This is a genomic window from Rhodococcus sp. KBW08, from assembly GCF_003852455.1.
Taxonomy (GTDB): Bacteria; Actinomycetota; Actinomycetes; order Mycobacteriales; family Mycobacteriaceae; genus Rhodococcus_F; species Rhodococcus_F baikonurensis.
On record NZ_QAJJ01000011.1, the window covers coordinates 63868 to 85271 of the forward strand.

Below are 21404 nucleotides of genomic sequence, written 5' to 3' on the forward strand. Positions count from 1 at the left end.
TGTCATGGCTAACGGCCCAACCGGCGGATGATGCGTCGCTTGTACACGATTTCGACACAGATGAAGTCGATGTTCATCCTCCGCTGTCGCTCTGTGCGACGGTTGCTCAATACAGGAGATCCCTACGCCGCGAGCGAAGTCACGAACTTGCCCAACCTGGCGAGTCCTTCGTCGAGTTCGCTCATCGGTGCGGCGTAGGACAATCGGACGTGCGTCTTTGCGCTGTGTACACCGAAGTCGGTGCCAGGCGTCAGTGCGACGTGTGCCTCGTCGAGGGCGCGTTCGCAAAACTCCCATGCGGTCAGACCGGTGTGACTTACGTCGAAATAGACGTAGAACGCACCGTTCGGTTCGACCGGGATCGGCAGTCCGATCTCTTTCAAGCCGTTGACGACTCGAACTCGACGGCGCCCGAATTCGATACGGCGGTGCTCGCACACGGCCAACGCTTCCGGAGTGAAGCAGGCAAGTGCCGCATGTTGGGCCGGCGACGACGGGCAGAGAAAGTAGTTCTGTGCGAGACGCTCGATTGCAGGAACCAGGGCTTTGGGAACGATGCACCAGCCCAACCTCCACCCCGTCATACCGAAGTACTTCGAGAAGCTGTTCACCACAATGCAGTCCGGGTCGACGGACAGCGCGCTCCGCGGTGCTGCGCCCCGGTCATCATGGTCGCTCAGGTTCAAGTAGATCTCGTCGACGATTCGCCACGCACCGGCATCGCGGGCGAATTCGCAGATCGACGCCAACTCGTTCAGTGCAACAGAAGTGCCGGTTGGATTCGACGGCGTTGCGATCATGATTCCGCAGGTGGATTCGGTCCAATTCGATTGCACCGCTTGCACGTCCAACTGGTACCGGGTCTCGGCAGGTGCGGGTACGAGATTCACACGGGCGCCGAAGCTCTCCGCAATCTGACGGTTGCACGGGTAAGAAGGATCTCCGATCATCACCTCGTCGTCAGTGTCAACTAGCGCAGCCATGAGCAGCACCAGTGCCGCTGAAGCACCGGCAGTGACGACTACACGGGCGGGGTCGACCTCGACTCCGTGCTGATCTCGATAGAACTGTGCGATCGATTGCCTCAGTGCAGGCAACCCGAGTGACGCGGTATACGGCATTGCTCGGCCGTCCATGATCTCGCGCATCAGTTTCAACACCGGCGGAGGCGCTCCGAAGTCCGGTTCACCGATACTCAACTTCACAACATGGTGTCCCTGGAGTTCCAATCCAGCAGCGCGTTTTCCGAATTCCATCGCGTAGAAGGGTGCAATTGCCTGCGCGCGTGCGGAGATTTTCACGCGATCTCCTCCGCCTGGATTGCCGCCACCAGGGCCAGCACAAAACGGTTGACGGGGACGTCGACACCATGCCGTTCCGCAGTCCTGACGACCGCCCCCGTGAGCGCGTCGTACTCGAGTGGGCGGCCGGCCAGTCGATCCTGGCGCATCGAGGTGGTGCTGCCCTCCGGAACGCTTTGCAACCAGTGCATAGCGCGCTCCGCGTGCTCGTCGGTCAACGCCGCGCCGTCTGCCCTACCGACGACAACGGCCTCGTGCATGATCTGACGCGCGATGTTCCCGATTTCCGGGTCGCGCATTACATCTGCTCTCCGCCCGGTCAACGCAGTCAGCGGATTCGCCGTGATGTTGGTGAGAAGCTTTGACCAGGCGACCGTCTTCAAATCGGTCTCAGTTGATGCCCGCATGAGACCCGCTCGTAACTCGGCCGCCAAGGCCGTGCCCGCCTCGCCTTCGGGTAACGCCAGATCTACATCTCCGACCCGCCGAAGTACCGCTCGTCCAGGTGCCGTTCGTTCGACGTTGAGATAGACGACACTCGGGACGATCTGTGCTGCAGCGATATACGGCGAGATTCGTTCGGAGAGTTCGACACCGTTCTGTGCCACCAACACTCTGGATTCCGAATGGTCCACAGCGCGAAGCCAATCGGCAACGGCTTCGGTGTGATGGGCTTTGACGGCGACGATTGCGATGACGGGCCCCTCGATCTCACCTGGCTCGGTGACATGTCGAACCGGCCATGATTCGGAGATGCCGTTTTCTGCGATCTCGATGCGATCGAAGGGAACCCGCCCGCCGCACACAGTGATCGGATGCCCGGCCCGGGCAAAAGCGGAAGCCAGCGAGAGCCCGATGGCGCCCGCTCCGATGACCGCAACTGGACGAGACTTGCTGTTCGAAGTCAAAGTTCTTCTCCTCGTTGACTATCGATGAATCATGAGGGGGCTCGTAGAGCGACCGATTGATCCTGGTCAGTCACGGTTCCCGGAGATCACTCATGTTCGAGACTGTTGATAGAAGAAGATTAGCCGGACGCGTTTGAGAAATTATCCCGAAATTGGCGCGGATCGATCTGGATTGTGGAAGAAAGTAGGCCAAAGGGTGGATATATGCCAAAATCCTTCCGCACTATTCCTCGATGGCACCGCCGATTGCTCGTAGGTGCTGGCGGAAGGTGAAGTCCTCTCGTTCCTTCCGCGTGGTAAGGAACTCGTCGAACTGTGCCTGCGCACGGAAGGTCGTACCTTGCCGCATGCGCGCAGCCTGGTATCGCTCCGTGTCTCGAATCGTGGTCGCAAGTTCTGCCACATCTGCGGCGCGATTCAAAGGCACGAAAATCACTCCGTCATCGTCACCGACCAGGAAATCGTGAGCGGTCGAGGTGTGCCGACCGCACCGTGCGGAAACGAGGGTTCGAGAATCTGTGCCGTCGAGACGCTGGGGGCCGGTCGGCAATGCGCCCTGGCTGAACAGCGGCAATCTGATAGTTCGCAGTTCACTCGTGTCCCGGTGAAGCCCCCAGATCACAATGCCCGACAAGTCGGCGCGCTGAGCCTCGAGTGCTACCAGGTCTCCGACGCAAGCCTCATCTTCTCGTCCCCCGTTGTCGACCATCAACACGTCGCCGGATTCCGAGCTTTCGATGGCCTCCAGGAACACGTCGACACTGCCGTGATGACGGACCGGTGCTACTCGGCCCACCATATGCATGTTTGCCCACAAGGGCCGAATGCTCGGTGGAGCACAACGCACGGGAACGCCCAATCGCAAACAGGCGTCGGCGATATGTGGCGTGGTGAGATCCAGATAGGTGCGCTGGAGCTGTACGGATTCCATAATCAGTTCTCCTGTGAGTCGCCTGGGCGGGCACCTCGAAGGTCCCGGAGTCGGTAGTTGTACCGGTTGGTCATCGCGAGTGAGTAGCGCCAGCCTCGTCCCACGCGAACAGGAGGCAGCGCGCTCATGGTCTCCGTTGGTGATTCGAGGATGCTGAGGTTCGCCGTCCCTTCCCAAACCGGGCCGGCGATCACGTTCTCGGCCTGAAGTCGGACCAGTTCGAACACAGCGGGTTCGTTGTGTAGACCTTCGAACATCGAGGGAAAATGACGGAGAGCGACGATCGGACGGCTGCCGAAGGTGACGGCGGAATCGTCGGCTTCCGACGTTATTCGGACGTTTCCTTCGGCCAGTCTTCGGTCCTTCACCGCGACGGTCCCGGCAAAGACGTTCCCGGGCGCGAGGCTGGGCGAGGCGATCGACGGGACCCCCATCGATTTGGTGATCCACACGGAGCCTAGCTTTTTCGGATATCCGAGGACCCATCCACGCGCCATCGACGTATCCTGGTCGACCACGATGTATGGGCTGTAGTGCATCGGAATCCCCTCGTACACGACACTGACAAGCATGATGCACTCGCGATACTGCGCCCGAATCGGATCCAGCAATTCCCCGCCGGTGTCGGTACACGCTTGCCAGTCGACGAATGACAACGTCGTCAGTCCCTGCTCGTCCGGGTGAAGGGTCAGCCCAGGAGGCAGCAGGGCCTCCACAGCGGCGGGGTTGGACCAGTACTCCACCGTGACGAAGTCCGCGGCGTAGTGCCACGGTGGAGTCGGTGCGATGCTGGCCGTCCCGTCACGCGAGAATGGGCCCATGTAACCCTGCGAGTCTGCGAATTGTGTCATGTATGGGTGTCCTGGGTATCGAAGTAGAAGAGCGACCGAAGGCCGGATCGACAGATTTTGCCGATTCGGAGAGTTCGAATCTTCTGAGTGTCAGACACACTCATCATTCGAACACGCGACATACTGCGATTCGTATGTCGAATGACACTCTATCGATGGAGGGACGCCGTGCGATTGCGTATATGCTCCGAAATGGGTCGATATTGATATAGATCAGTACAGAATGGCCTGAGGTTGGCAGATTCTGGCTGACTCTGGCTTACCGATCGATCAATCGAGCGTTGGCACTTCGACTTCTTCGTGCTCAGCGACAATGAGGCCGTGGAGACGCTCTTCGATCAGATGCGTTGCATCGGCTGTGATCCGATCGATCAGTGCTGCAACGGTGGGAATGTCGTGGATCAGACCCTGCGCCGTCCCGACCGTCCAAATCCCGGCATCAAGGTCGCCCGTCTCGAAGACCCTGCGTCCTCGAACTCCCGCAACCAGTTCACGAACATCTTCGAATTGACCACCGCGACTAAGGATATCAACGACTTCGCGGCTGACCGTGTTGCTGGCGACTCTGGCAGTGTTACGCAATGGACGGAAAATCAGCTCTGTGTCAGTCTCTTTGGCTGCGACGATCGCTTGCTTCACGGCCCGATGAACGGGTGCCTCTTCCGTGCACAGGAAGCGGGTTCCCATGTTGATCCCGTCGGCGCCGAGTGCGAGCGCAGCGACGAGACCCCGACCGTCGGCAAAGCCTCCGGAAGCGACCATGGGGATGGATATCTGCTCGGCTGCTGCTGCAATGAGGATCAACCCCGGAATATCATCCTCGCCTGGATGGCCGGCACATTCGAATCCGTCGATGCTGACGCCGTCGACGCCGACGTCCTGTGCCTTGACGGCATGGCGCACGCTGGTGCACTTGTGAAGCACCTTGATCCCTGCTGCGTGAAAATCGGGTAGATGTGGAGCAGGATTCGATCCGGCCGTCTCCACGATCGTGATTCCGGATTCTATGATCACCTGCCGGTACTCCTCGTACGGCGGCGGCGTGATCGCCGGAAGAATGGTCAGGTTCACTCCGAACGGTTGGTCGGTCAGCTCCCGCGTACGAGCGATTTCCTTTCTCAAATCCTCCGGTGTGGGCTGTGTCAAAGCGGTCAGCATGCCCAAGGCGCCGGCATTCGCAACTGCAGCAACGAGTTCGGCGCGGCCGACCCACTGCATGCCTCCTTGCACGATCGGATGACGCACGCCGAAGGTTTGGGTAAAAGCGGTAGAAAGCATTGAATCTCCTTCACGATTTTGGTGACCAGCGGTTCGCAGGACGTACCGGAAGTCATGAGAGTGCAACGGGCTCATATTTGTTCGACGCCGACGCCGACGCCGACGCCGACGCCGTTTTCAGGCCCTACGTTCAACGCACGGTATTTGACGGGTATCCGGCGATCCCGGTGCTTTGCTGGCGCATCCTGGGGATGTTTCGCCCGTCAGTACGGGAGTTTGAAAGCGCGGATTGCGTTGCTGCGCAGGAACGCGGCGCGGGTTGTCTCGTCGAGGTCGAGCGCGTCGAGTCCGGCGAGGCAGTCGGATGCCGGCCAAGCCGGGTGATTCGAACCGAACAACACCTTGTGTCGGCCGTGACCGCGCAGGTAGTCCACGATTTCGGTCGGGTAGCGCGTGGACTTGTACGCCGAGGTGTCGATGTAGACGTTCGGGTATTTCGTTGCGAGAGAGATAGCTTCGTTGGTCCACGGCACCCCGATGTGGCCTGCCACTATCCGAAGCTCAGGGAATTCGAGTGCTACGTGATCGAGGTACGGGATGGGGCGACCAGGTTCCGACGGACAGAGTGGTCCGGTGTGGCCGATTTGCGTGCAGAACGTGATGTCGAGGTCACAACACGCCGCGTACAAGGGGTAGTAGCGGCGATCGTCCGGTGGTAGGTCCCATAGCCACGGGATGATCCGTAGACCTACGGCGCCGTATTCGTCGGCGCATCGTCGCAGTTCGTGCACCGCGTCCATCGGTCGACTCAGATCGGCTGATGCGACCATGACGAAGCGGTCCGGATGGCTCTTGACGACGGCGCCGACTTCGTCGTTGCTGATGAGTGCTCCTGACGGTCCATGCCAAGCACTCAGCATGCCGATCTCGACGCCGGCTTCGTCCATACGGTCGAGGGTCCACGAGACCGGTGGTTCGGTATCTGGAATCGTGCCGTGTGACCACCGACGAAGTGAGTCCAGGAAGGGCATGTCCAGCCACCGCTGAGTCGGGTGCTGCATCCATGCATCGATTGTCTTTGCCACAGTTTCGCCTTTCGTCTTTCCCGTTGTCCGTCGAAGCCTCAGGCAGCGAGGACTTTCGACGGGGTCTGGTTCGCAGTGGGGTTTTCCATGACGCGTTGACGCGTCTCGGGGAGGAAAGTGGCGCAGATGAGGCTGAGCGCACCGAAGGCAGCAAGCATCCACCCCACGGCCTCACCACCGAAGCGTCCGGCCAGGATCGGTGCGGTACCACTGCCGATCACTCCTGCGATTGCGTAAGCCATTCCAGTGCCGGTGTAGTGGTACTCGGTTTGGAACATCTCCGGAAGGAGAGCTCCGGCCTTGCCGTGGATGAAGAAGTCGTAGAACTCGATGGTCGTGCCGGTGCAGCTGGCAATGGTGATACGACGCATCGGGGTCGGTGGCGGGGTATTTCCTGGATCGGTTGTACGGGACATCGACACTCCTGCTCGCTTGGCTCACCGGTTCTCCAGCGGCGGGCTGGGGTACGACGAACAGTGTGAGTCCGGTTACAGCACGACCTACACCCCCCAAAGTAGGTCGACGTTCGGCTAACTCCTTTGGGGGGTACGTTCCGAGAATGGGTTGCCGGTGCGATGACGCTCGACATAGGACCCGCGGCAAACGCGGTGAACCCGAGGTCGAATGTTCAGCTGACGATCCCCAATTCACGTGCAGCCAAGACTGCCTGGATCCGGTTGTTTGCGTGCAACTTGCGCATGGTGCTCTTGAGGTAGGACTTGATGGTGTTGGGGAGCAACCCGAGTGTTTCTGCGACCTCACGGTTGCTCAGTCCGCGTGCAACCAACTCGAGAACCTCGATTTCACGAGGCCTGAGCAAGGTGACAGGCGCACTCGGGATCAGCGTCGGCGCGAATCGGTTTCCGACAGCTTCGATTCGCGCACGGAGCGAGGCATCCTCGATGTGGCCTGCGAGATCGGTCAGCTCCTTCGCGATGTCGAACATGTCAGATCGAGTGAGAGGTGATCGCTCCGCTTCTGCGCTCGCGCGCATCAGACTCAATCTCCGACCCACTTCGTCCTCGACTGCGATGTCACGCTCGATTCGTCTCACCAACGGAGCAAAACTGTCGAACCAGCGGTCGCCGAGACGAACGTGGGTTCTCGCAGCAAGGTAGATCAGGATTCTAGGAACACGATCGACAACGATGGGTAGGGCCGCGAGGGTTTCGATTGCTTCTGGCCGGACGGCGTGGTCGTAGACGTGGGTGATGCCTTGCGCTGAAATGTAGTCCGCGACCGAAACCGGTCTGGCCAACATCAGCGCCTTTCCGCCGAGTCCTTCACCGTTGCGCACCACGAGATTGACCGCAGAGCGTGTCCGGACGCCGGCGAGGTCGGTGATCTCCATGGATACGGCGCCCTGCCGTACCGGACCACCGAAAACCATGTCCATAGCCGCCTGTCGGCGGAGGATTTCCATCGAGCGTGCGAGAATCCGTCGTTCGATCGGGGTGCTCGTCTCGAAAGCTGCGGTCATCTGGGCCTCCAACCACTTACCTTTGATTGAGGCTAGTGAGTGCCGTCACAACAACGCAACGCTTACCTACCAAGGTAGGTAGTGGGTGCGTCGCCTACCTTTGGGGGTCCCACCACGACTGTTTTCCAGGTCACATTGCTTCTCAGGAATGAAGGAGCACATATGAACCTCAGACTTAGCCATGCCATCGGCCCCACCGAGCAACCGATGCTCGAGATGACGATCGGCGACAACTTCGACCGGACCGCGGTGAAGTTTCCCGATAACGAGGCCGTGATCGATGTGCCGACCGGCCGCCGGTGGACGTACACCACCTTGCGCGCGGATGTCGATGCGCTGGCTCTGGCACTTATCGCCGACGGCATCGTTGCCGGTGACCGGATCGGCATCTGGGCACCCAACTGCGCGGAATGGACCATCGTCCAGTACGCAGCAGCGAAGGTGGGTGCCGTCCTGGTCAACATCAACCCGGCGTACCGCACACACGAGTTGGAGTACGCACTCAACCATGCCGGAATCCGGATGGTTTTCGCGCTTTCCGCGTTCAGGTCCTCCGACTACACCGCGATGCTTGACGAGGTGGCACCGCGGTCGGAGCACCTTGATCATGTGGTGTTCTTCGGGAGTGACAAGTGGGCCGATCTGCTCAAACGTGGTCAACGGATTTCACCCGAGATACTCAGGGAGCGCCAGGCAACTCTCTCGCCTGATGATCCGATCAACATTCAATACACGTCAGGGACAACAGGTTTCCCGAAAGGGGTTACGCTCTCTCATCGCAACATCCTCAATAACGGGTATTTCGTGGGCAAGTTGCTCGGTTACACGGAGAACGACCGGATTTGTGTTCCGGTGCCGTTCTATCACTGCTTCGGCATGGTGATGGGTAACCTCGGGGCGACCACACACGGTGCGTGCGTGGTGATTCCGGCGCCTGCTTTCGACCCGATTGCGACGCTCCAGGCATGTGAGCAGGAGCGGTGCACTTCTCTGTACGGTGTACCGACGATGTTCATCGGAATGCTCAACGTCCCCGACGTCGCATCGTACGATCTGTCCTCGCTACGCACCGGCGCAATGGCGGGCTCACCTTGCCCTGTCGAGATAATGAAACGAATCACGCAGTGGGCACCCGAAATTGCGATCGCCTACGGGATGACGGAAACGTCCCCCGCGTCCACCCAGACGTGGGTCGACGATTCGCTCGACCGGCGCGTGTCCACTGTGGGGCGCGCGCACCCGCATGTCGAGGTCAAGATCGCCGATCCGGTCACCGGTGACACCCTGGAACGGGGAGAGTCCGGCGAATTGTGCGTCCGCGGCTACTCGGTAATGCTCGGCTACTGGAACGACCCCGAAAAGACTGCCCAAGCTGTCGATGCCGACGGTTGGATTCACAGCGGTGACCTGGCAATGATGGATGAGGACGGATTCGTCGGAATCACCGGGCGTATCAAGGACATGGTGATTCGTGGTGGCGAGAACATCTACCCGCGAGAAATCGAGGAGTTTCTGTACACCCACCCCGATATCCTCGACGCCCAAATCATCGGGGTACCCGACGACAAGTACGGCGAGGAACTCATGGTGTGGTTGCGTTTGCGTGCCGGCGCCGAACACATCGACGCCGAAAGCCTTCGAGCCTTCTGTGCCGGCAAACTCGCCCACTACAAGATTCCTCGCTATGTCCACTGCGTGGACGAATACCCGATGACGGTCAGTGGCAAAGTGCGCAAAGTGGAGATGCGCGAGCAAGCGCTACAGCTTCTCGGGCTTTGACCGCCAAACCATATACACTGGAACACTTTTCAAAATCTCAACCAAGGAGAACCCAATGAGCTGGAACATCGAACGGCGCGGCCGAGTCGCCGTCGTGACCATGAACACCAACCCAGTCAACGCGCAGAACCGCGCATTCTTCGCCGACCTCCACGAGGCGTTCGATCTTCTCGAGCGTGAGCATGGCGACTCTCCGGTTGTTCTAACCGGCATCGGTGCACGCTTTTCTGCGGGACTGGATCTCGACGAACATTTCCGGCTTTTTGCGGGCGATCCCGCGGCGGTCGCGTCATGGTTTCAGGACTACCGCGCGACGAACATGCGGCTGTTCACCTACCCTCGACCGACCGTGGCAGCAGTGAACGGGCACGCTTTCGCCGGCGGCCTGATCACCGCAGCGGTATGTGATCGTACCGTCGCCGCAGCTGGTGAAGCTCGATTCGGGATCAACGAAGTCAACATCGGAATTCCCATGCCTGCGGTGTATCTCCGCATGCTCGCGTACGCATGGGGCCAACCGGTGGCTTCCCGAACGTGCCTACAAGGAGAGATATTCTCCGTCCAGGAAGCTCACGAGATGGGGATTCTGCATGAGGTGGTCGATGCTGACGTGTTGATCGACCGGGCCGTTGCGATCGCCGAACTGACTCCCGAAGACTGTCTCGGCAGTTACGCATACACCAAGCGGGCGTTGCAAGCTGCAGCCTTGCGCGACATCGCCGACCTTTCCGACCCTCTCGACCGCAGCGAACTGGCCGCCGGTATGACCAGCGCACCGTCACGCCACGCACACCGCCGGTACTGGGAGCAGCTCAAAGGCCGCCCCGCCGAGTGGTGACCTGACGGCCGAGGCACGATCGATGCGTGCCATTTCGGCGCCCGTATGGGAGTGCGCCTCCCGTCCGTCGAACATCGGTGACAGTAGGACGGGAGGCGCCCAATGGTTACGGACACCCCAGCATGTTCCCTTCGGCCGGCTCAACCACGTCCTCGGCCTCGACACTCAATGTGTGTTGCCCGGTAACTGAACTAATTGCCCAGCGTCGTCAGATCCGGGTAGTTCGAGACCTCCCAGCCGCCGTCGACGACCAGGCTGGTTCCGGTGATGTACGAGGCGTCGTCGCTGGCGAGATAGAGGCACGGTCCGGCGATCTCGTCGGGAGTTGCCGCTCGGGACAGGGGGATTCGGCTCAGAAACATGTCGCGGGCAGGCTCGTAGCTCATGACCGGTGCGACCAACGGGGTGTCGACCAGGCCGGGCAGAACTGCATTGACCCGAATTTTCGACGCCGCCAGTTCGATCGCGGCATTCTTGCTGAACATCTCGACCCCGGCCTTACCCGTCGCATACGCGCTCCCGTAAGGGCTCGGTACGTGCGCGTTGAGGGAGGAAACGTTGACTATCGCACCGCCGCGCCCGTGCTCTCGGATATGTCGAGCTTCATGTTTGGTACAGAGGAAGACGCCCTTCTGCACCAGGTCGATGGTGAAGTCCCAGTCGGCCTCGTCGAGGTCGACGATCGGACCCACCCTCGACGCCCCGGCAACGTTGAAAGCCAGATCGATACCGCCGAATTCCGCTGCCGCAGCGGCAATAGCCTCGGCGACATCGGATTCCTTGGTGACGTCAGCGGGAACGGCGAGGAAAGACGCGCCGTGTTGGGATGCTATTTCCTTCAAACCCTCTGCCGCGATGTCTATTCCGGCCACCCGCGCGCCTTCGCTGATAAGTCGTAGTGCGATGGCCGCGCCGATCCCCGAGGCTGCGCCAGTGACGACTGCGGTTTTTCCGGCGAATCTGGACGTGTTAATGGGCACCTGCTTTCAAGAACTTTCCGGTCCGGCGGTTGCCGAGAACGGGTGCTGCTTCTCCGTCTCCGAAGACGTACTCGCCGCCGACGAACACTGCGGTGACAGTCTGGTCGTTGCGATTGACCATGCGGGAGAGATTGTCGTACTCCACAACTGGACTCTCCGCGTAGGTCTCGAGTGAATCGTCGAGGTGGGCGGGATCGATCACAACCAGGTCGGCGCGGTCACCTAATCGAAGGTGCCCGGCATCCACGTCGTACCACTCGGCCAGTTCACCGGTGAGACGATGCACGGCTGCCTCGACGGTCATGAACGGCCGCCCGACCTTTTGAGCGTCGTAGACACGTCGGAGTAGTCGTAAGCCGAAGTTGTAGAACGCCATGTTGCGCAAATGTGCTCCGGCGTCGGAGAACCCGAGTTGGACACCGTTGTCCTGGGCGAACTTGTCCAGAATCTCCGGCCGGTGATTGGAGATGGTTGTGCGCCAGCGCACCTTCGTGCCGTGCTCGAGGACCAGATCCAGGAAGGCGTCGACCGGGTGGAGGCCTCCGCGCTCGACGCCGACCTGTCCGAAACTCTTGCCGACCAGGGATTCGTCGGGGCAGGAAACGATTTCGGCGTCGAAGAAATCTCGATGCCAGACTTTGACACCGAACTTTTGGTCGTAGTCCTTGCGGAACTGTCGCCGGTACTCCTCACTCTGCATCAGAACGTTGCGTTCCATCTCGTCGGTCAGATGCAGTGCTGCAGCGCCGGATCCGAACTCCTCGAAGACAACCAGGTCGATGCCGTCGGCGTACACCTCGAAGGGAACCGGTAGGTGCTGCCAGCGCAGGTCGCCGCCGAGTCGATTGACCAGATGCGCCAGCGGACCGAGGATCACCACGGCCAACTTGTTGGACTTGATATCAGCCGCCGAGAGCATGCTCGTCTTGAGTCGCTTGCGCCACAGGCCAGCACTGGAGAACGCCATTGCACCGGTACTCATGGGGTTGGAGAGGTCAGGTCCAGCCTGAAATACCCGTCCCCGACGGCGGAGAATCGCATTGAGTCGACGTCGTTCCTTCGTGGTTGCATACGTCGACGGCAGTGTGCGTGAGCGGCAGGTCTCGCCGTCGAGTTTGTCGAACAACAATTGCTGACTGGACATCCCAACGAATCCGGCGTCAAGCGCCTCGGTCAATTGTGCTTCCATCGACGCGAGTTCGGAGTCGGTGGCGTGCACATCCTTCCGCGTTGCACGGTCCAATCCCATCTCCGCGGCTCGCATGTCGGAGTGCCCGATGAATGCTGCGACGTTGGGTCCCAACGGAAGTGACTCGAGCGCCGCGATGTACTCACGCGCGGAGTTCCAGGTCTTGGCCCGCGTGAGTGCATCGACAACGTGCTTGCGCGGAATCGCCTCGACTCTGCCGAAAAGATCGCCGGCGTCCGACGGGCTGGCGTGAATGGTGGACAGGGAACACGATCCGACAAAGATCGACGTGACTCCGTGTCTGAGAGATTCGCTGAGCGCCGGCCCTTCGAGGATTTCGACGTCGTAGTGAGTGTGGATGTCCACGATGCCCGGGATCACCCACTTGCGTCGCGCATCGATGACACGGGGACAGCCGGTTTCGTCGAGTGGATCGAGCGAGATGGCGGTGACCAACCCGCCTCGGATGCCCAGATTGCGGACAGCTGGTTTCGCCCCGGTGCCGTCGAACCACAGACCGTTGTTGATCACGGCGTCATAGGTCATGAGATAGCCACCTTTGCGCGGATGGTCTTCCCGGTTGCATTGCGGGGTAGAGGAGTTGTGCTCAGTTTCCACTTCACCGGCACCTTGAAGTAGGCCAGTCGTTCGGCGACATAGTCGCGCAGTTCTTCTTCGGTCGCCGCTCCCTCGCTGCGAAGAACGACAACGGCCGCCACTTCCTGGCCGAGGTCTGCCGAATCAATCCCGATCACAGCGCATTCGAGGACTGCGGGATGCTCGTCGATGGTCTGCTCGATTTCGACGGGGTAGACGTTTTCGCCGCCGCGCAGGATCAGGTCGGACCGGCGGCCTGTCAGGCGGAGCCGGCCGTCTTCGACAACTCCGAAGTCGCCGGTTCGGAGCCACCGATCAGGACCGATAGCGGCAGCCGTCGCGGTCTCGTCGTTCCAGTATCCCAACATCACATAGGGGCTTCGCGCACAGATTTCACCCTCCTCCCCGTCGGGGACTGCACTCCCGAAGGGGTCTCGGACCTCCACGCTCACGGCGATGATCGGCCGGCCGAGAGTTCCGGGGAACGCGGCAAGTTCCGGTGGCGTGGCAACCGAAATGCCAGTAGAGGATTCGGTGAGCCCGTAGCTGTCTACCAAAGTGTGCTGCGCAAAAGGCAGGCGTGCACGCAGGCGTTCCTGCAAGGCCGGGGACGACGGCGCTGACGCCAATGCAAAGGCGCTCAGTGAGGTCAAGTCGTACTTCTCGATATCGCCGTGTTCGAGGAGTCGGGTTGCCATGGTGGGGACCACCGCCCAGTTGGTGACCTTCTCGCGTTCGACGAGGGAAAGGACCTCGTCGACGTCGAAGGCGCCCTGGTGGATGACGACGGCTCCGCCCGTTGCGAGTCGTGGGATCGCCAGGTTATGCAGGCTTGCAATGTGAAACAGCGGCGCGGTCAGCAGATACCGCAAGTCGCTTGGTCTGCCATCGCTGGGTTTTCCGGTGAACGCCGCAGCGAGGCGATCGCTGTAGCGGTGGTAGTCGATGACGGCCAACACGTTTCGGTGAGTGTGAACTGCCCCCTTCGGGCGCCCACTGGTTCCGCTCGTATACAGGATCACAGCCGGATCGTCCTCGTCGACCGTGGTTCGGGGGAGTGGCGATCCCGAGTACGTCTCCATCAGAGCCGTTAGATCTTCCTCCATCGTGAGCACGGGAACATCGGTGTTCAGCTCGGAAAGAACTTGTGCGCGTTTGGCGTCGGCGATCACGACAGTAGGAGTGGTGTGATCGATTCCGTACTGCACCTCACGCGCCACCCACCACGAGTTGAACCCTACTGCGATCGCACCCAGCGCCTGAGCCGCCCAGAAGGTCATCACCCATTCCGGCGTATTGGCGGCGAGGATGCCCACCCGATCGCCCTTGCGGACGCCGTACCGCTCGCGCAGTGCCGTGGCCAATGCTGCTACGGCCTCGCCGTGCTCGAGGTAGCTGAAGCGTCGGTCCTTGGTCACCAGGTAGTCGCGTGATCCGTAGTCGAAGGATGCAGCGAGCACGTCGCCGAGTGCCTTGTCACGGTTCTTCATGACGGGCATCGAGCTGCCAAGTACGTCCTCGACTTGCATCTCGAAAGGGCCACCGGGACCGGTCAGCCCGGCCATGACGGACGCGATGAATGCTTGTGTATCAGCGGAAGTGGTCACGTGAAGCGCCTTTCGAAGATTAGGGTACGAGCACTGCGCGTCCGGTGACCTTGCCGTGTTCGAGACGGTCGAGTGCGTCGCGGGCATCAGCGAGGTCGAAGCGGGCTACTTCTACCGTTACCAGACCGGCCTGTGCCAGGGCGATGGAATCGACGAGGTCGTTTCTGGTGCCGCCATAGGACTTCCGGATCGATGCGCCCCACGGCCAGCCCGGTCCACCGGCAGCTTCGGCGGTGATCCCGGGGTTTCCGCCTCCGAGACCCACCATGCGATACGCGCCGTTCGGCGCAACCGCTTGAACGGACATCTGAGCAGTTGCATCGACACCGACGAAGTCGAAGATGACTTCTGCGCCTCTGGCCGAGGTGAGGTCGAGGATCTGCTGCGCGGTGTCCGGTCCCGATTCGAGCGTGATGTCGGCGCCGCAGCGTTTGGCGAGATCGAGTTGATCCTGTCCGACGTCGACAGCGATGATGCGCACGGCACTGATCGCCCGAAGTATCTGTACTGCAACGTGACCGAGTCCGCCGATGCCGATCACCACCGCGGTGGCACCGGGTTGCAGATGTTCGCGGGCGCCGCGAATGGCGTGGTAGCTCGTCAGGGCCGCATCGGCGAGTGGTGCTGCCTGCAGGAAGTCCAGGTCTCCGATGGGAACGAACGAGCGGGCCGGAATTTTCACGTACTCGGCCATACCGCCTTCGGGACCGAGCCCGGGACAGGGTGGCATCGCGGTGCGTCCAGCGGCGAGGCACATGTTCTCGTTGCCGCTCATACATTCTCGGCACTGTCCACACGACCAGCACAGATAGACGACGCCGCGTTCGCCGACCGAGCGACCGTCGACGCCGGTCCCGACCGCTTCGATGGTGCCGGCGATCTCGTGGCCGATGGTCAGCGGCTCTTCGCGCATCTTGTACGGAAAGTGCAGGAGATGGAGATCGGAGTGGCAGATTCCCGCTGCACCAACCCGAATCAGTAGTTCCGACGGACCGATCTCGGGGACCGGCACGTCGTTGATCTCGAGGAGACCAGGCCCCATGAGCTGAGCTGCCTTCATGAGTTGACCTCGCTGATCTCGGAGTTGTATGCGGCACTCAGATACGCGTTGCTGCGATCGGATCCGATCAGACCCGGCGCCATCTTGTTCATGACGTAGGCGAAGGTCATCCGACGGTCGAGATCGTTGACCAGCATCGAGCCGCCGATTCCCGCCCACCAGCAGGCGCGTCCGTCGGGAACCAGGGGTGCGGTATCCGGGTGTGGCAGTCCGTAGCCGATGCCGAACTTGAGTGGAGTCATGATCCCGAGGTCGATACCGTCGGCTTGGATCTCGAAGATCAGGTCGATGGTGCTCTGCGAGAGCAACTTCTGGCCGTCGAGCACACCACCGTTCGAGATCAAGGATTGGACCCGAGCGATCGAACGGGCGTTGCCATGACCGTTGACTCCGCCGATTTCAGCTTCCCGCCAGGGCGCGGTGTTGATCTCGGGATAGTCGAGCAATGGGCAGGTCAGGGTCTTGATGAAGATGCTGTCCTGGTCGAGAGTAGACAGGTCGAATTCCAATGCGGGCGGCGGAACCAGAGTGGCGATTCGGCCGAAGTGCTCTGCGGACGTGCCGATGTGGAAGTCGGCGCCCAGTGGACCGGCGAGCTCTTCGGCAAAGAACCTGCCGAGAGTCCGCCCGTCGATGCGACGAATGACCTCACCGACGAGATGGCCGTAGTTGATCGCGTGATAGCCCGACGCCGTACCGGGGGTCCACCACGGCTTCTGCGCAGCGAGGCGGGTGGTGGACGCCTCGAGGTCGTAGATGTCCTTCAGTTCGATCGGGCGTTCCCAGCCGGAGACTCCGGACGTATGCGAGAGGAGGTGGCGAACTTCGATGTCTTCCTTGCCGTTTACCGCAAATTCGGGCCAGTAATGAGCGACCTTCTGGAACACATCCAATTGGCCGCGTTCGACCAGCAGGAGCGCACACAGAGCTGTCATGGTCTTGGTGATGGAGAACGTGTTGACGATGGTGTCCGGACCCCAAGGAGTGGTACGGGATTCGTCGGCGTACCCGCCCCAGAGATCGACCACGGATTCTCCGGCGACGGTGATGGCGATGGACCCGCCGAGTTCTTCGCCGGATTCGAGTTGAGCCTCGAAGGCGGTGCGGACGGCGTCGAACTCGTTGTTGCAATGACCGTTCACCGTGCTCATGCGCGGTCCGCCTTCTCGAGTTCGTGTGCTGCTGCACGAGCCGCAACAGGGAGCTTGTTTCCGGAGGCCGCTGCGCGCTTGGTGCCCTTGGCGATTTCCTTGTTCATGTTGCGGACGTAGGGATCGAACTCGAGCTGGATGGTGTGTCGCGGTGACTTGTAATAGGGAGCGAGGAAGTACGTCTCGTCGGCCTTGGTGATCTCCTGCATCTCACTGGCGGACGGCAGTTGGTATTTACCGGTGAGGTAGGCCGCGACGAGTTTGCTCTGCTGCTCGGCGAAGTTGACGAGCGTCGGCATGGGCTGCGCCAGTCCCATGAAGAAGAGGTTGTCGATTCCGGGTTTCATCATTCGTTTGAAGAGCGGGAATCGGTTGTCTTTGTCCGGCAGAAGATTCGGATCGCTGAAGAAGGGGAAGCTGATGTTGTAGCCGGTGGCGCAGATGACCACGTCGACGTCCTCGGTAGTGCCGTCCGCGAAGTGAACCTGCTTTCCGTCGAGTTTGCTGATCGCAGGCTTGAAGGTTATGTCGCCGGACCCGGCGCGTCCCAGGAACTCGCCGCTGGCCGACGGGTGGGCCTCGAACGGACGGTGGTCTGGCTTGGGTAGTCCGTAGCCCTCCATGGTTCCCAGGTTCTTGCCGAGGAATCGACGACTCAGGAACAGGCGCAGACCCCGAGGCATCCAGGGCGGGGTGATCAGTTTGTCTCCCGGCACGCCGCCCAGGTATTTCGGCAACACCCACACGCCGCGGCGCGCCGAGACGATGAGCTTGTCGGCGAGGTATCTCTGGCCCAGTTCGGAAGCAATGTCCAAGCCGGAGTTGCCCATTCCGACCACGACAACCTTCTTGCCGCGCATGTCGATCGGATCGAAGGGGTCGTTGTAGCTGTGGCTGTGCATCAGCACGCCGTCGAACTCACCCGGGTAGTCGGGGATGTTGGGATCCCAGTGATGTCCGTTGCAGACCATCAGGACGTCGTAGGTGCGAACTTCGCCGTCGGAGCGCGTGATGGTCCACAGTCCGTCTGCATCACGTTCTGCTGCAACAACACTGGTGTTGAAGATGATCGACTCACGCAGGCCGAAGTGCTCGACGTAGTCCTTGAAGTATTGGAAGAGTTCGGAGTGGTGGGGGAAATCGGGAAGGTCGGCGGAGACCGGGAAGTCCTCGAATGCCAAGCGCCACTTCGACGTGTCGATATGCAGGCTCTGGTAGCAGGCCGACATTCCGTTGGGGTTCTTGTAGTACCAGTTTCCGCCGACCTCGTCGGACGCTTCGTAGCAGTCGAAGGGTATTCCGAATTCCTTCATTCGCTTGGCCGTCGTGATTCCGGTGGGCCCGGCGCCGATGATGCACACGCTCGGCAAGGGGGAGGGACTCATTCGCCATCGCTTTCTGTTCTGTCTCGGGCGTGCGAGAAGAAGAATCGAAGCCCGAGAAGTGACTTGAGTCATAGTGCGCCATTCGCTGACGATGTGTCAATGAATGACGCAATGTTTTTTGATGACGGTGAGTCGGTGATTTGCCAGGAGGTCGAAATGCGAGCAAGGTGGGCGACGTGAGCACGACTACCGATGGCCCGAAGAACAGGCGGGGAACCCTTCGCGACGAGCAGAAACGCGCGACGCGGGCCAAGCTCGTGGACGCCGCACGCACCCTGTTCGAAGAGCGGGGATATGCGGCAGTCACGGTCGACGACATCGCCTCGGTCGTCGGATGCAGTAGAGCCACGTTCTACGTGCATTTCGCCAGCAAGGTGGAGATGCTCAGGACGATCGGCGCGGCCGGGATGGCGGCGAGTGCGTTCGCTTTCTACATCGATCTCGATCGAGTTCTCGACACGAACTCTCGCGTGGAGTTCACCGCATGGCTGGAACGTGCCTTCGACTGGTTCGACGAGAACAAGCGCCTGCTGCCGGCGTGGGACGAGGCCGTTGCACTCGAACCGGAGTTCCGCGAGACAGCTCGGGACGGTATGACCGAACTACCGAACGCCATGCCCAAGTATCTGGGCCGGTGGCCGGTGGAACAGCACGACGAGGCGAGGTTGCGCGTCGAACTGCTCGTGAGTCAGCTGGAGCGATTCTTCACACGCTGGGCCGTGCAGGGGACGATCGACGTGACGCGGGTTCAAGCGGCCGAGGTTCTGACCGATATATGGTTCCCGGCCCTGTCGCCGGAATCGAAGGGCGCCGACTAGCGGTTCAGGGCTACTTCGGATCGATCTCCACGCTGATCGCGCCGACGAGTAGTTCTCTGGCTCGTTCGATGGACATCGAGCCGCTCAGCCAGCGTTCACTCAAACCCTCGACCAGTGCAGTGAGCCGTTCGGCGGCGTCGGCCGGGCTTGCCTTCGGGTCAGCGAGCCCGGAGTTCTGCGCTTGTCGGATCAAGGATTCGACGTCGTCTGCCCATCGTTGCGTCGTGGTGCGCAGCGGCTCGCGCAGCTCGTCGGCGAAGACGGCGCTTGCTCGGAGTTCGCCCCAGGCGATGCTGTTCTCCCGAATCTTCGGGGAATTCTGAAACTCCAGCAGGAGCATCTGCTCGAGCTGCGCACGCGGGTCTGTCTCCGTGAAGGCGCTTTCGGTGTACAGAGCGGCGCGATCGTTGACGTGATCGAGGGCCCGGCGCAGCACACCGGCGCGGTTCTGGAAGTGGTAGTAGATGAGTGCCGTCGACACGCCGGCCTCGGCAGCGAGCGTCTCCACTCTCAGTCCGCGTACGCCGTGCTGAGCGATGACGCGGACTGCTGCTTCCAAGATTTGCGTTTGACGGTTCGACACGAGTCCGAATTCTACGAGGATGGTCGGGGCGGGTTTTCAGTCCACAGGCTCCTGTTGGGTGGTGCAGTGAATACCGCCACCACCGGCGGCGATTGCGTCGATGTTGATCTGCACGACACGACGGTCGGGGAAGAGGCGCTCCAACTCGCCTTTGGCGGCCTGGTCGGCCTCGGGGTCACCGAATTCAGGGGCGATGACCGCTCCGTTGCATACGTAGAAGTTGATGTATCCGGCAGCGAAATCATCTGATTCGAAGTCCGGCCTGATCGAAACAGGCGCCTCGAGGACGACAACATCCAGTTTTCGTCCCTGTGCGTCGGTTGCGTTCTCGAGAATCTCGAGGTGACGTTTGGTCACGTCGTGATCGAACGACTCCGGGTCTGTGTCGAGTCCGGCGACCACCACACCCGGTCGCGCGAAGCGGGCGTAGAAATCCGTGTGGCCGTCCGTGATGTCCTTGCCTGCGATCCCGGGTAGCCAGATGATCTTGTCGAGACCGAGCAGGGGGCCGAGCTCGGCCTCGACGTCCGACTTCGACCATCCCGGGTTGCGGTTGTCGTTGAGGACACAGCTTTCGGTGATGATGGCCGTTCCTTCGCCGTCGACCTCGATGCCGCCGCCTTCGAGGATCAGATCGGTTGGCAGTGATTCGACACCCGCGCGGGCTGCGACAAACGCCGCGACGCGGCCGTCCTGATCGAAATCCTGCTTCTCGCCCCAGCCGTTGAAGTTGAAATCGATACCCGCTTTGGTCCCGTTGCCTTTCACGAATACGGGGCCGGTGTCGCGCATCCAGAGGTCGTCGAGAGGTGCGGCGACAAGTTCGACGGATGGGCCGACGAGGGTGCGTGCCAAGTCCAGCTCCTCGGAACGGACGAGCATCGAGACGGGCTCGAACTGCGCGATAGTTTGCGCGATCGTCGCAAGGTTGCGCTGGACCTCGGGCAGGAGGGCCGCTCCCCAGATCGCTTCGCTGGCGCCGAACGCCATCCAGGTGCGCTTGTGCGGATCACCCTCTTCCGGCATCACCCACTCGCGAAGATCGTCATCTCCATTGCTCCCGCCCGAGGCTGAGTCGGAATCGCCGCAACCTGCCAAAAAGAGGCCACTGAGCGCAGCGGCGCCTGCCTGAATGAACCGACGTCTGTGCATTGCGGTGACTCCTTCTGTTTTTCGCGTGCTCGCTTGGTCGCCGAGGAATCTGTTCATCGCGCGAACGGGCCAACATCCAGCTACTGTTCGATCCCACCAGATTTTTCTGGCGTCGACTTACTTGCACAGAGCATAGACCCTGACTGAAAATTCAGTCAAGAAAGTAGTGAGCATGAATGACGACATTCGGGATACCCGCCAGCCAATGGTGACTTCGCTCGGCATCATCTTGGGGTTCTTGCTGAACTTTCTGGCTCAGTGGGCAATTCGCGACGACGGCAAAGCGCCGGTGGAAACCACGACCGACTGGGTCATCGTGGTCACACTGTTCACAGCCGTCGCTCTGATGCTCATAGTTCTCTTCAGGACACTGAGCAGTTCGTACGAAGTGGAGCAGGCTCGCGAGAGATATCGCGGAATTCTGCGTCTCTACTTGTTTGCCATCTCCGTGGTTTTTGCCGGAATGGCCGCCGCATTGTTCGTGTAGTGGG

At 60.8% G+C, this 21404-nt stretch carries 20 protein-coding genes; 4 read left to right on the forward strand and 16 right to left on the reverse strand.

The features are described 5' to 3' along the window. Positions 1-122: 122 nt before the first annotated feature. From DBV08_RS15320 to DBV08_RS15355, 8 genes are all read right to left on the reverse strand, one after another. Complete coding sequence (locus DBV08_RS15320; RefSeq protein ID WP_185564653.1) at positions 123-1301, reverse strand: aminotransferase class I/II-fold pyridoxal phosphate-dependent enzyme; 1179 nt, start codon at positions 1299-1301, stop codon at positions 123-125. After that, positions 1298-2209: a 2-dehydropantoate 2-reductase gene (locus DBV08_RS15325; RefSeq protein ID WP_124567961.1), complete on the reverse strand. Its 912-nt coding sequence runs from the start codon at positions 2207-2209 to the stop codon at positions 1298-1300. The genes DBV08_RS15320 and DBV08_RS15325 overlap by 4 nt, the downstream gene beginning before the upstream one ends. A 223-nt stretch (positions 2210-2432) precedes the next feature. Continuing rightward, entirely contained in the window at positions 2433-3140 is a 708-nt protein-coding gene (locus tag DBV08_RS15330) for an RraA family protein (protein ID WP_124567962.1), read from the reverse strand. A gap of 2 nt (positions 3141-3142) precedes the next feature. Next, positions 3143-3991, reverse strand: a complete 849-nt coding sequence (locus DBV08_RS15335) for an acetoacetate decarboxylase family protein (RefSeq protein ID WP_124567963.1) — start codon at positions 3989-3991, stop codon at positions 3143-3145. A gap of 270 nt (positions 3992-4261) precedes the next feature. After that, positions 4262-5269, reverse strand: a complete 1008-nt coding sequence (locus DBV08_RS15340; protein ID WP_124567964.1) for a nitronate monooxygenase family protein — start codon at positions 5267-5269, stop codon at positions 4262-4264. A 203-nt stretch (positions 5270-5472) separates the two neighbouring features. Continuing rightward, positions 5473-6270 (reverse strand): amidohydrolase family protein, encoded by a 798-nt coding sequence (locus DBV08_RS15345; RefSeq protein ID WP_185564669.1) that lies wholly within the window; start codon positions 6268-6270, stop codon positions 5473-5475. 62 nt (positions 6271-6332) lie between these two features. Continuing rightward, positions 6333-6710 carry a hypothetical protein gene (locus tag DBV08_RS15350; protein WP_185564655.1) on the reverse strand — a complete coding sequence of 126 codons (378 nt, stop codon included), beginning with the start codon at positions 6708-6710 and terminating at the stop codon, positions 6333-6335. A gap of 212 nt (positions 6711-6922) precedes the next feature. After that, entirely contained in the window at positions 6923-7774 is an 852-nt protein-coding gene (locus DBV08_RS15355; RefSeq protein ID WP_124567966.1) for a LuxR C-terminal-related transcriptional regulator, read from the reverse strand. Between the two features lie 162 nt (positions 7775-7936). Here DBV08_RS15355 and DBV08_RS15360 point away from each other — a divergent pair, with 162 nt between their 5' ends. Both DBV08_RS15360 and DBV08_RS15365 read left to right on the forward strand, forming a co-directional pair. Further along, entirely contained in the window at positions 7937-9553 is a 1617-nt protein-coding gene (locus DBV08_RS15360; protein ID WP_124567967.1) for an AMP-binding protein, read from the forward strand. A 55-nt stretch (positions 9554-9608) separates the two neighbouring features. After that, the gene (locus DBV08_RS15365; RefSeq protein WP_124567968.1) at positions 9609-10391 is read left to right on the forward strand and encodes an enoyl-CoA hydratase/isomerase family protein; all 783 of its coding nucleotides are present in this window, start codon (positions 9609-9611) and stop codon (positions 10389-10391) included. A 191-nt stretch (positions 10392-10582) separates the two neighbouring features. Here DBV08_RS15365 and DBV08_RS15370 read toward each other — a convergent pair whose 3' ends face one another. The 6 genes from DBV08_RS15370 to DBV08_RS15395 are packed head-to-tail and all read right to left on the reverse strand — an operon-like array spanning position 10583 to position 18360. Beyond that, positions 10583-11371, reverse strand: a complete 789-nt coding sequence (locus DBV08_RS15370) for an SDR family NAD(P)-dependent oxidoreductase (RefSeq protein WP_124567969.1) — start codon at positions 11369-11371, stop codon at positions 10583-10585. Beyond that, positions 11361-13106, reverse strand: coding sequence for an amidohydrolase family protein (locus tag DBV08_RS15375; protein ID WP_124567970.1), 1746 nt, complete (start codon positions 13104-13106; stop codon positions 11361-11363). Before DBV08_RS15375 ends, DBV08_RS15370 begins: the two co-directional genes overlap by 11 nt. Continuing rightward, complete coding sequence (locus DBV08_RS15380; RefSeq protein WP_124567971.1) at positions 13103-14764, reverse strand: class I adenylate-forming enzyme family protein; 1662 nt, start codon at positions 14762-14764, stop codon at positions 13103-13105. Before DBV08_RS15380 ends, DBV08_RS15375 begins: the two co-directional genes overlap by 4 nt. Before the next feature lie 19 nt (positions 14765-14783). Continuing rightward, complete coding sequence (locus DBV08_RS15385) at positions 14784-15824, reverse strand: NAD(P)-dependent alcohol dehydrogenase (protein WP_095972282.1); 1041 nt, start codon at positions 15822-15824, stop codon at positions 14784-14786. Then, positions 15821-16975 (reverse strand): serine hydrolase, encoded by a 1155-nt coding sequence (locus DBV08_RS15390; RefSeq protein ID WP_124567972.1) that lies wholly within the window; start codon positions 16973-16975, stop codon positions 15821-15823. The genes DBV08_RS15385 and DBV08_RS15390 overlap by 4 nt, the downstream gene beginning before the upstream one ends. Beyond that, positions 16972-18360 (reverse strand): NAD(P)/FAD-dependent oxidoreductase, encoded by a 1389-nt coding sequence (locus DBV08_RS15395; protein ID WP_185564657.1) that lies wholly within the window; start codon positions 18358-18360, stop codon positions 16972-16974. Before DBV08_RS15395 ends, DBV08_RS15390 begins: the two co-directional genes overlap by 4 nt. Before the next feature lie 167 nt (positions 18361-18527). On the opposite strand from DBV08_RS15395, the gene DBV08_RS15400 reads away from it, so the two are divergent. Further along, a complete protein-coding gene (locus DBV08_RS15400; protein ID WP_124567974.1) occupies positions 18528-19178 on the forward strand; it encodes a TetR/AcrR family transcriptional regulator in 651 nt (216 codons plus the stop codon). A gap of 10 nt (positions 19179-19188) precedes the next feature. Here the strand turns inward: DBV08_RS15400 and DBV08_RS15405 are convergent, their stop codons facing one another. Beyond that, on the reverse strand, positions 19189-19761 hold the full coding sequence (locus DBV08_RS15405; protein ID WP_124567975.1) for a TetR/AcrR family transcriptional regulator: 573 nt from the start codon (positions 19759-19761) through the stop codon (positions 19189-19191). A gap of 36 nt (positions 19762-19797) precedes the next feature. Next, on the reverse strand, positions 19798-20913 hold the full coding sequence (locus DBV08_RS15410; protein WP_124567976.1) for an agmatine/peptidylarginine deiminase: 1116 nt from the start codon (positions 20911-20913) through the stop codon (positions 19798-19800). 172 nt (positions 20914-21085) lie between these two features. Here DBV08_RS15410 and DBV08_RS15415 point away from each other — a divergent pair, with 172 nt between their 5' ends. Continuing rightward, a complete protein-coding gene (locus tag DBV08_RS15415; RefSeq protein WP_260395603.1) occupies positions 21086-21400 on the forward strand; it encodes a hypothetical protein in 315 nt (104 codons plus the stop codon). Positions 21401-21404: the final 4 nt, after the last annotated feature.

Bases quoted from the DNA above. Each gene is read 5' to 3' on its own strand.
- DBV08_RS15330 (WP_124567962.1), bottom strand. From the start codon at position 3,140: ATGGAATCCGTACAGCTCCAGCGCACCTATCTGGATCTCACCACGCCA.
- DBV08_RS15335 (WP_124567963.1), bottom strand. From the start codon at position 3,991: ATGACACAATTCGCAGACTCGCAGGGTTACATGGGCCCATTCTCGCGT.
- DBV08_RS15340 (WP_124567964.1), bottom strand. From the start codon at position 5,269: ATGCTTTCTACCGCTTTTACCCAAACCTTCGGCGTGCGTCATCCGATC.
- DBV08_RS15345 (WP_185564669.1), bottom strand. From the start codon at position 6,270: ATGCAGCACCCGACTCAGCGGTGGCTGGACATGCCCTTCCTGGACTCA.
- DBV08_RS15350 (WP_185564655.1), bottom strand. From the start codon at position 6,710: ATGTCCCGTACAACCGATCCAGGAAATACCCCGCCACCGACCCCGATG.
- DBV08_RS15355 (WP_124567966.1), bottom strand. From the start codon at position 7,774: ATGACCGCAGCTTTCGAGACGAGCACCCCGATCGAACGACGGATTCTC.
- DBV08_RS15360 (WP_124567967.1), top strand. From the start codon at position 7,937: ATGAACCTCAGACTTAGCCATGCCATCGGCCCCACCGAGCAACCGATG.
- DBV08_RS15365 (WP_124567968.1), top strand. From the start codon at position 9,609: ATGAGCTGGAACATCGAACGGCGCGGCCGAGTCGCCGTCGTGACCATG.
- DBV08_RS15375 (WP_124567970.1), bottom strand. From the start codon at position 13,106: ATGACCTATGACGCCGTGATCAACAACGGTCTGTGGTTCGACGGCACC.
- DBV08_RS15385 (WP_095972282.1), bottom strand. From the start codon at position 15,824: ATGAAGGCAGCTCAGCTCATGGGGCCTGGTCTCCTCGAGATCAACGAC.
- DBV08_RS15390 (WP_124567972.1), bottom strand. From the start codon at position 16,975: ATGAGCACGGTGAACGGTCATTGCAACAACGAGTTCGACGCCGTCCGC.
- DBV08_RS15395 (WP_185564657.1), bottom strand. From the start codon at position 18,360: ATGAGTCCCTCCCCCTTGCCGAGCGTGTGCATCATCGGCGCCGGGCCC.
- DBV08_RS15410 (WP_124567976.1), bottom strand. From the start codon at position 20,913: ATGCACAGACGTCGGTTCATTCAGGCAGGCGCCGCTGCGCTCAGTGGC.
- DBV08_RS15415 (WP_260395603.1), top strand. From the start codon at position 21,086: ATGAATGACGACATTCGGGATACCCGCCAGCCAATGGTGACTTCGCTC.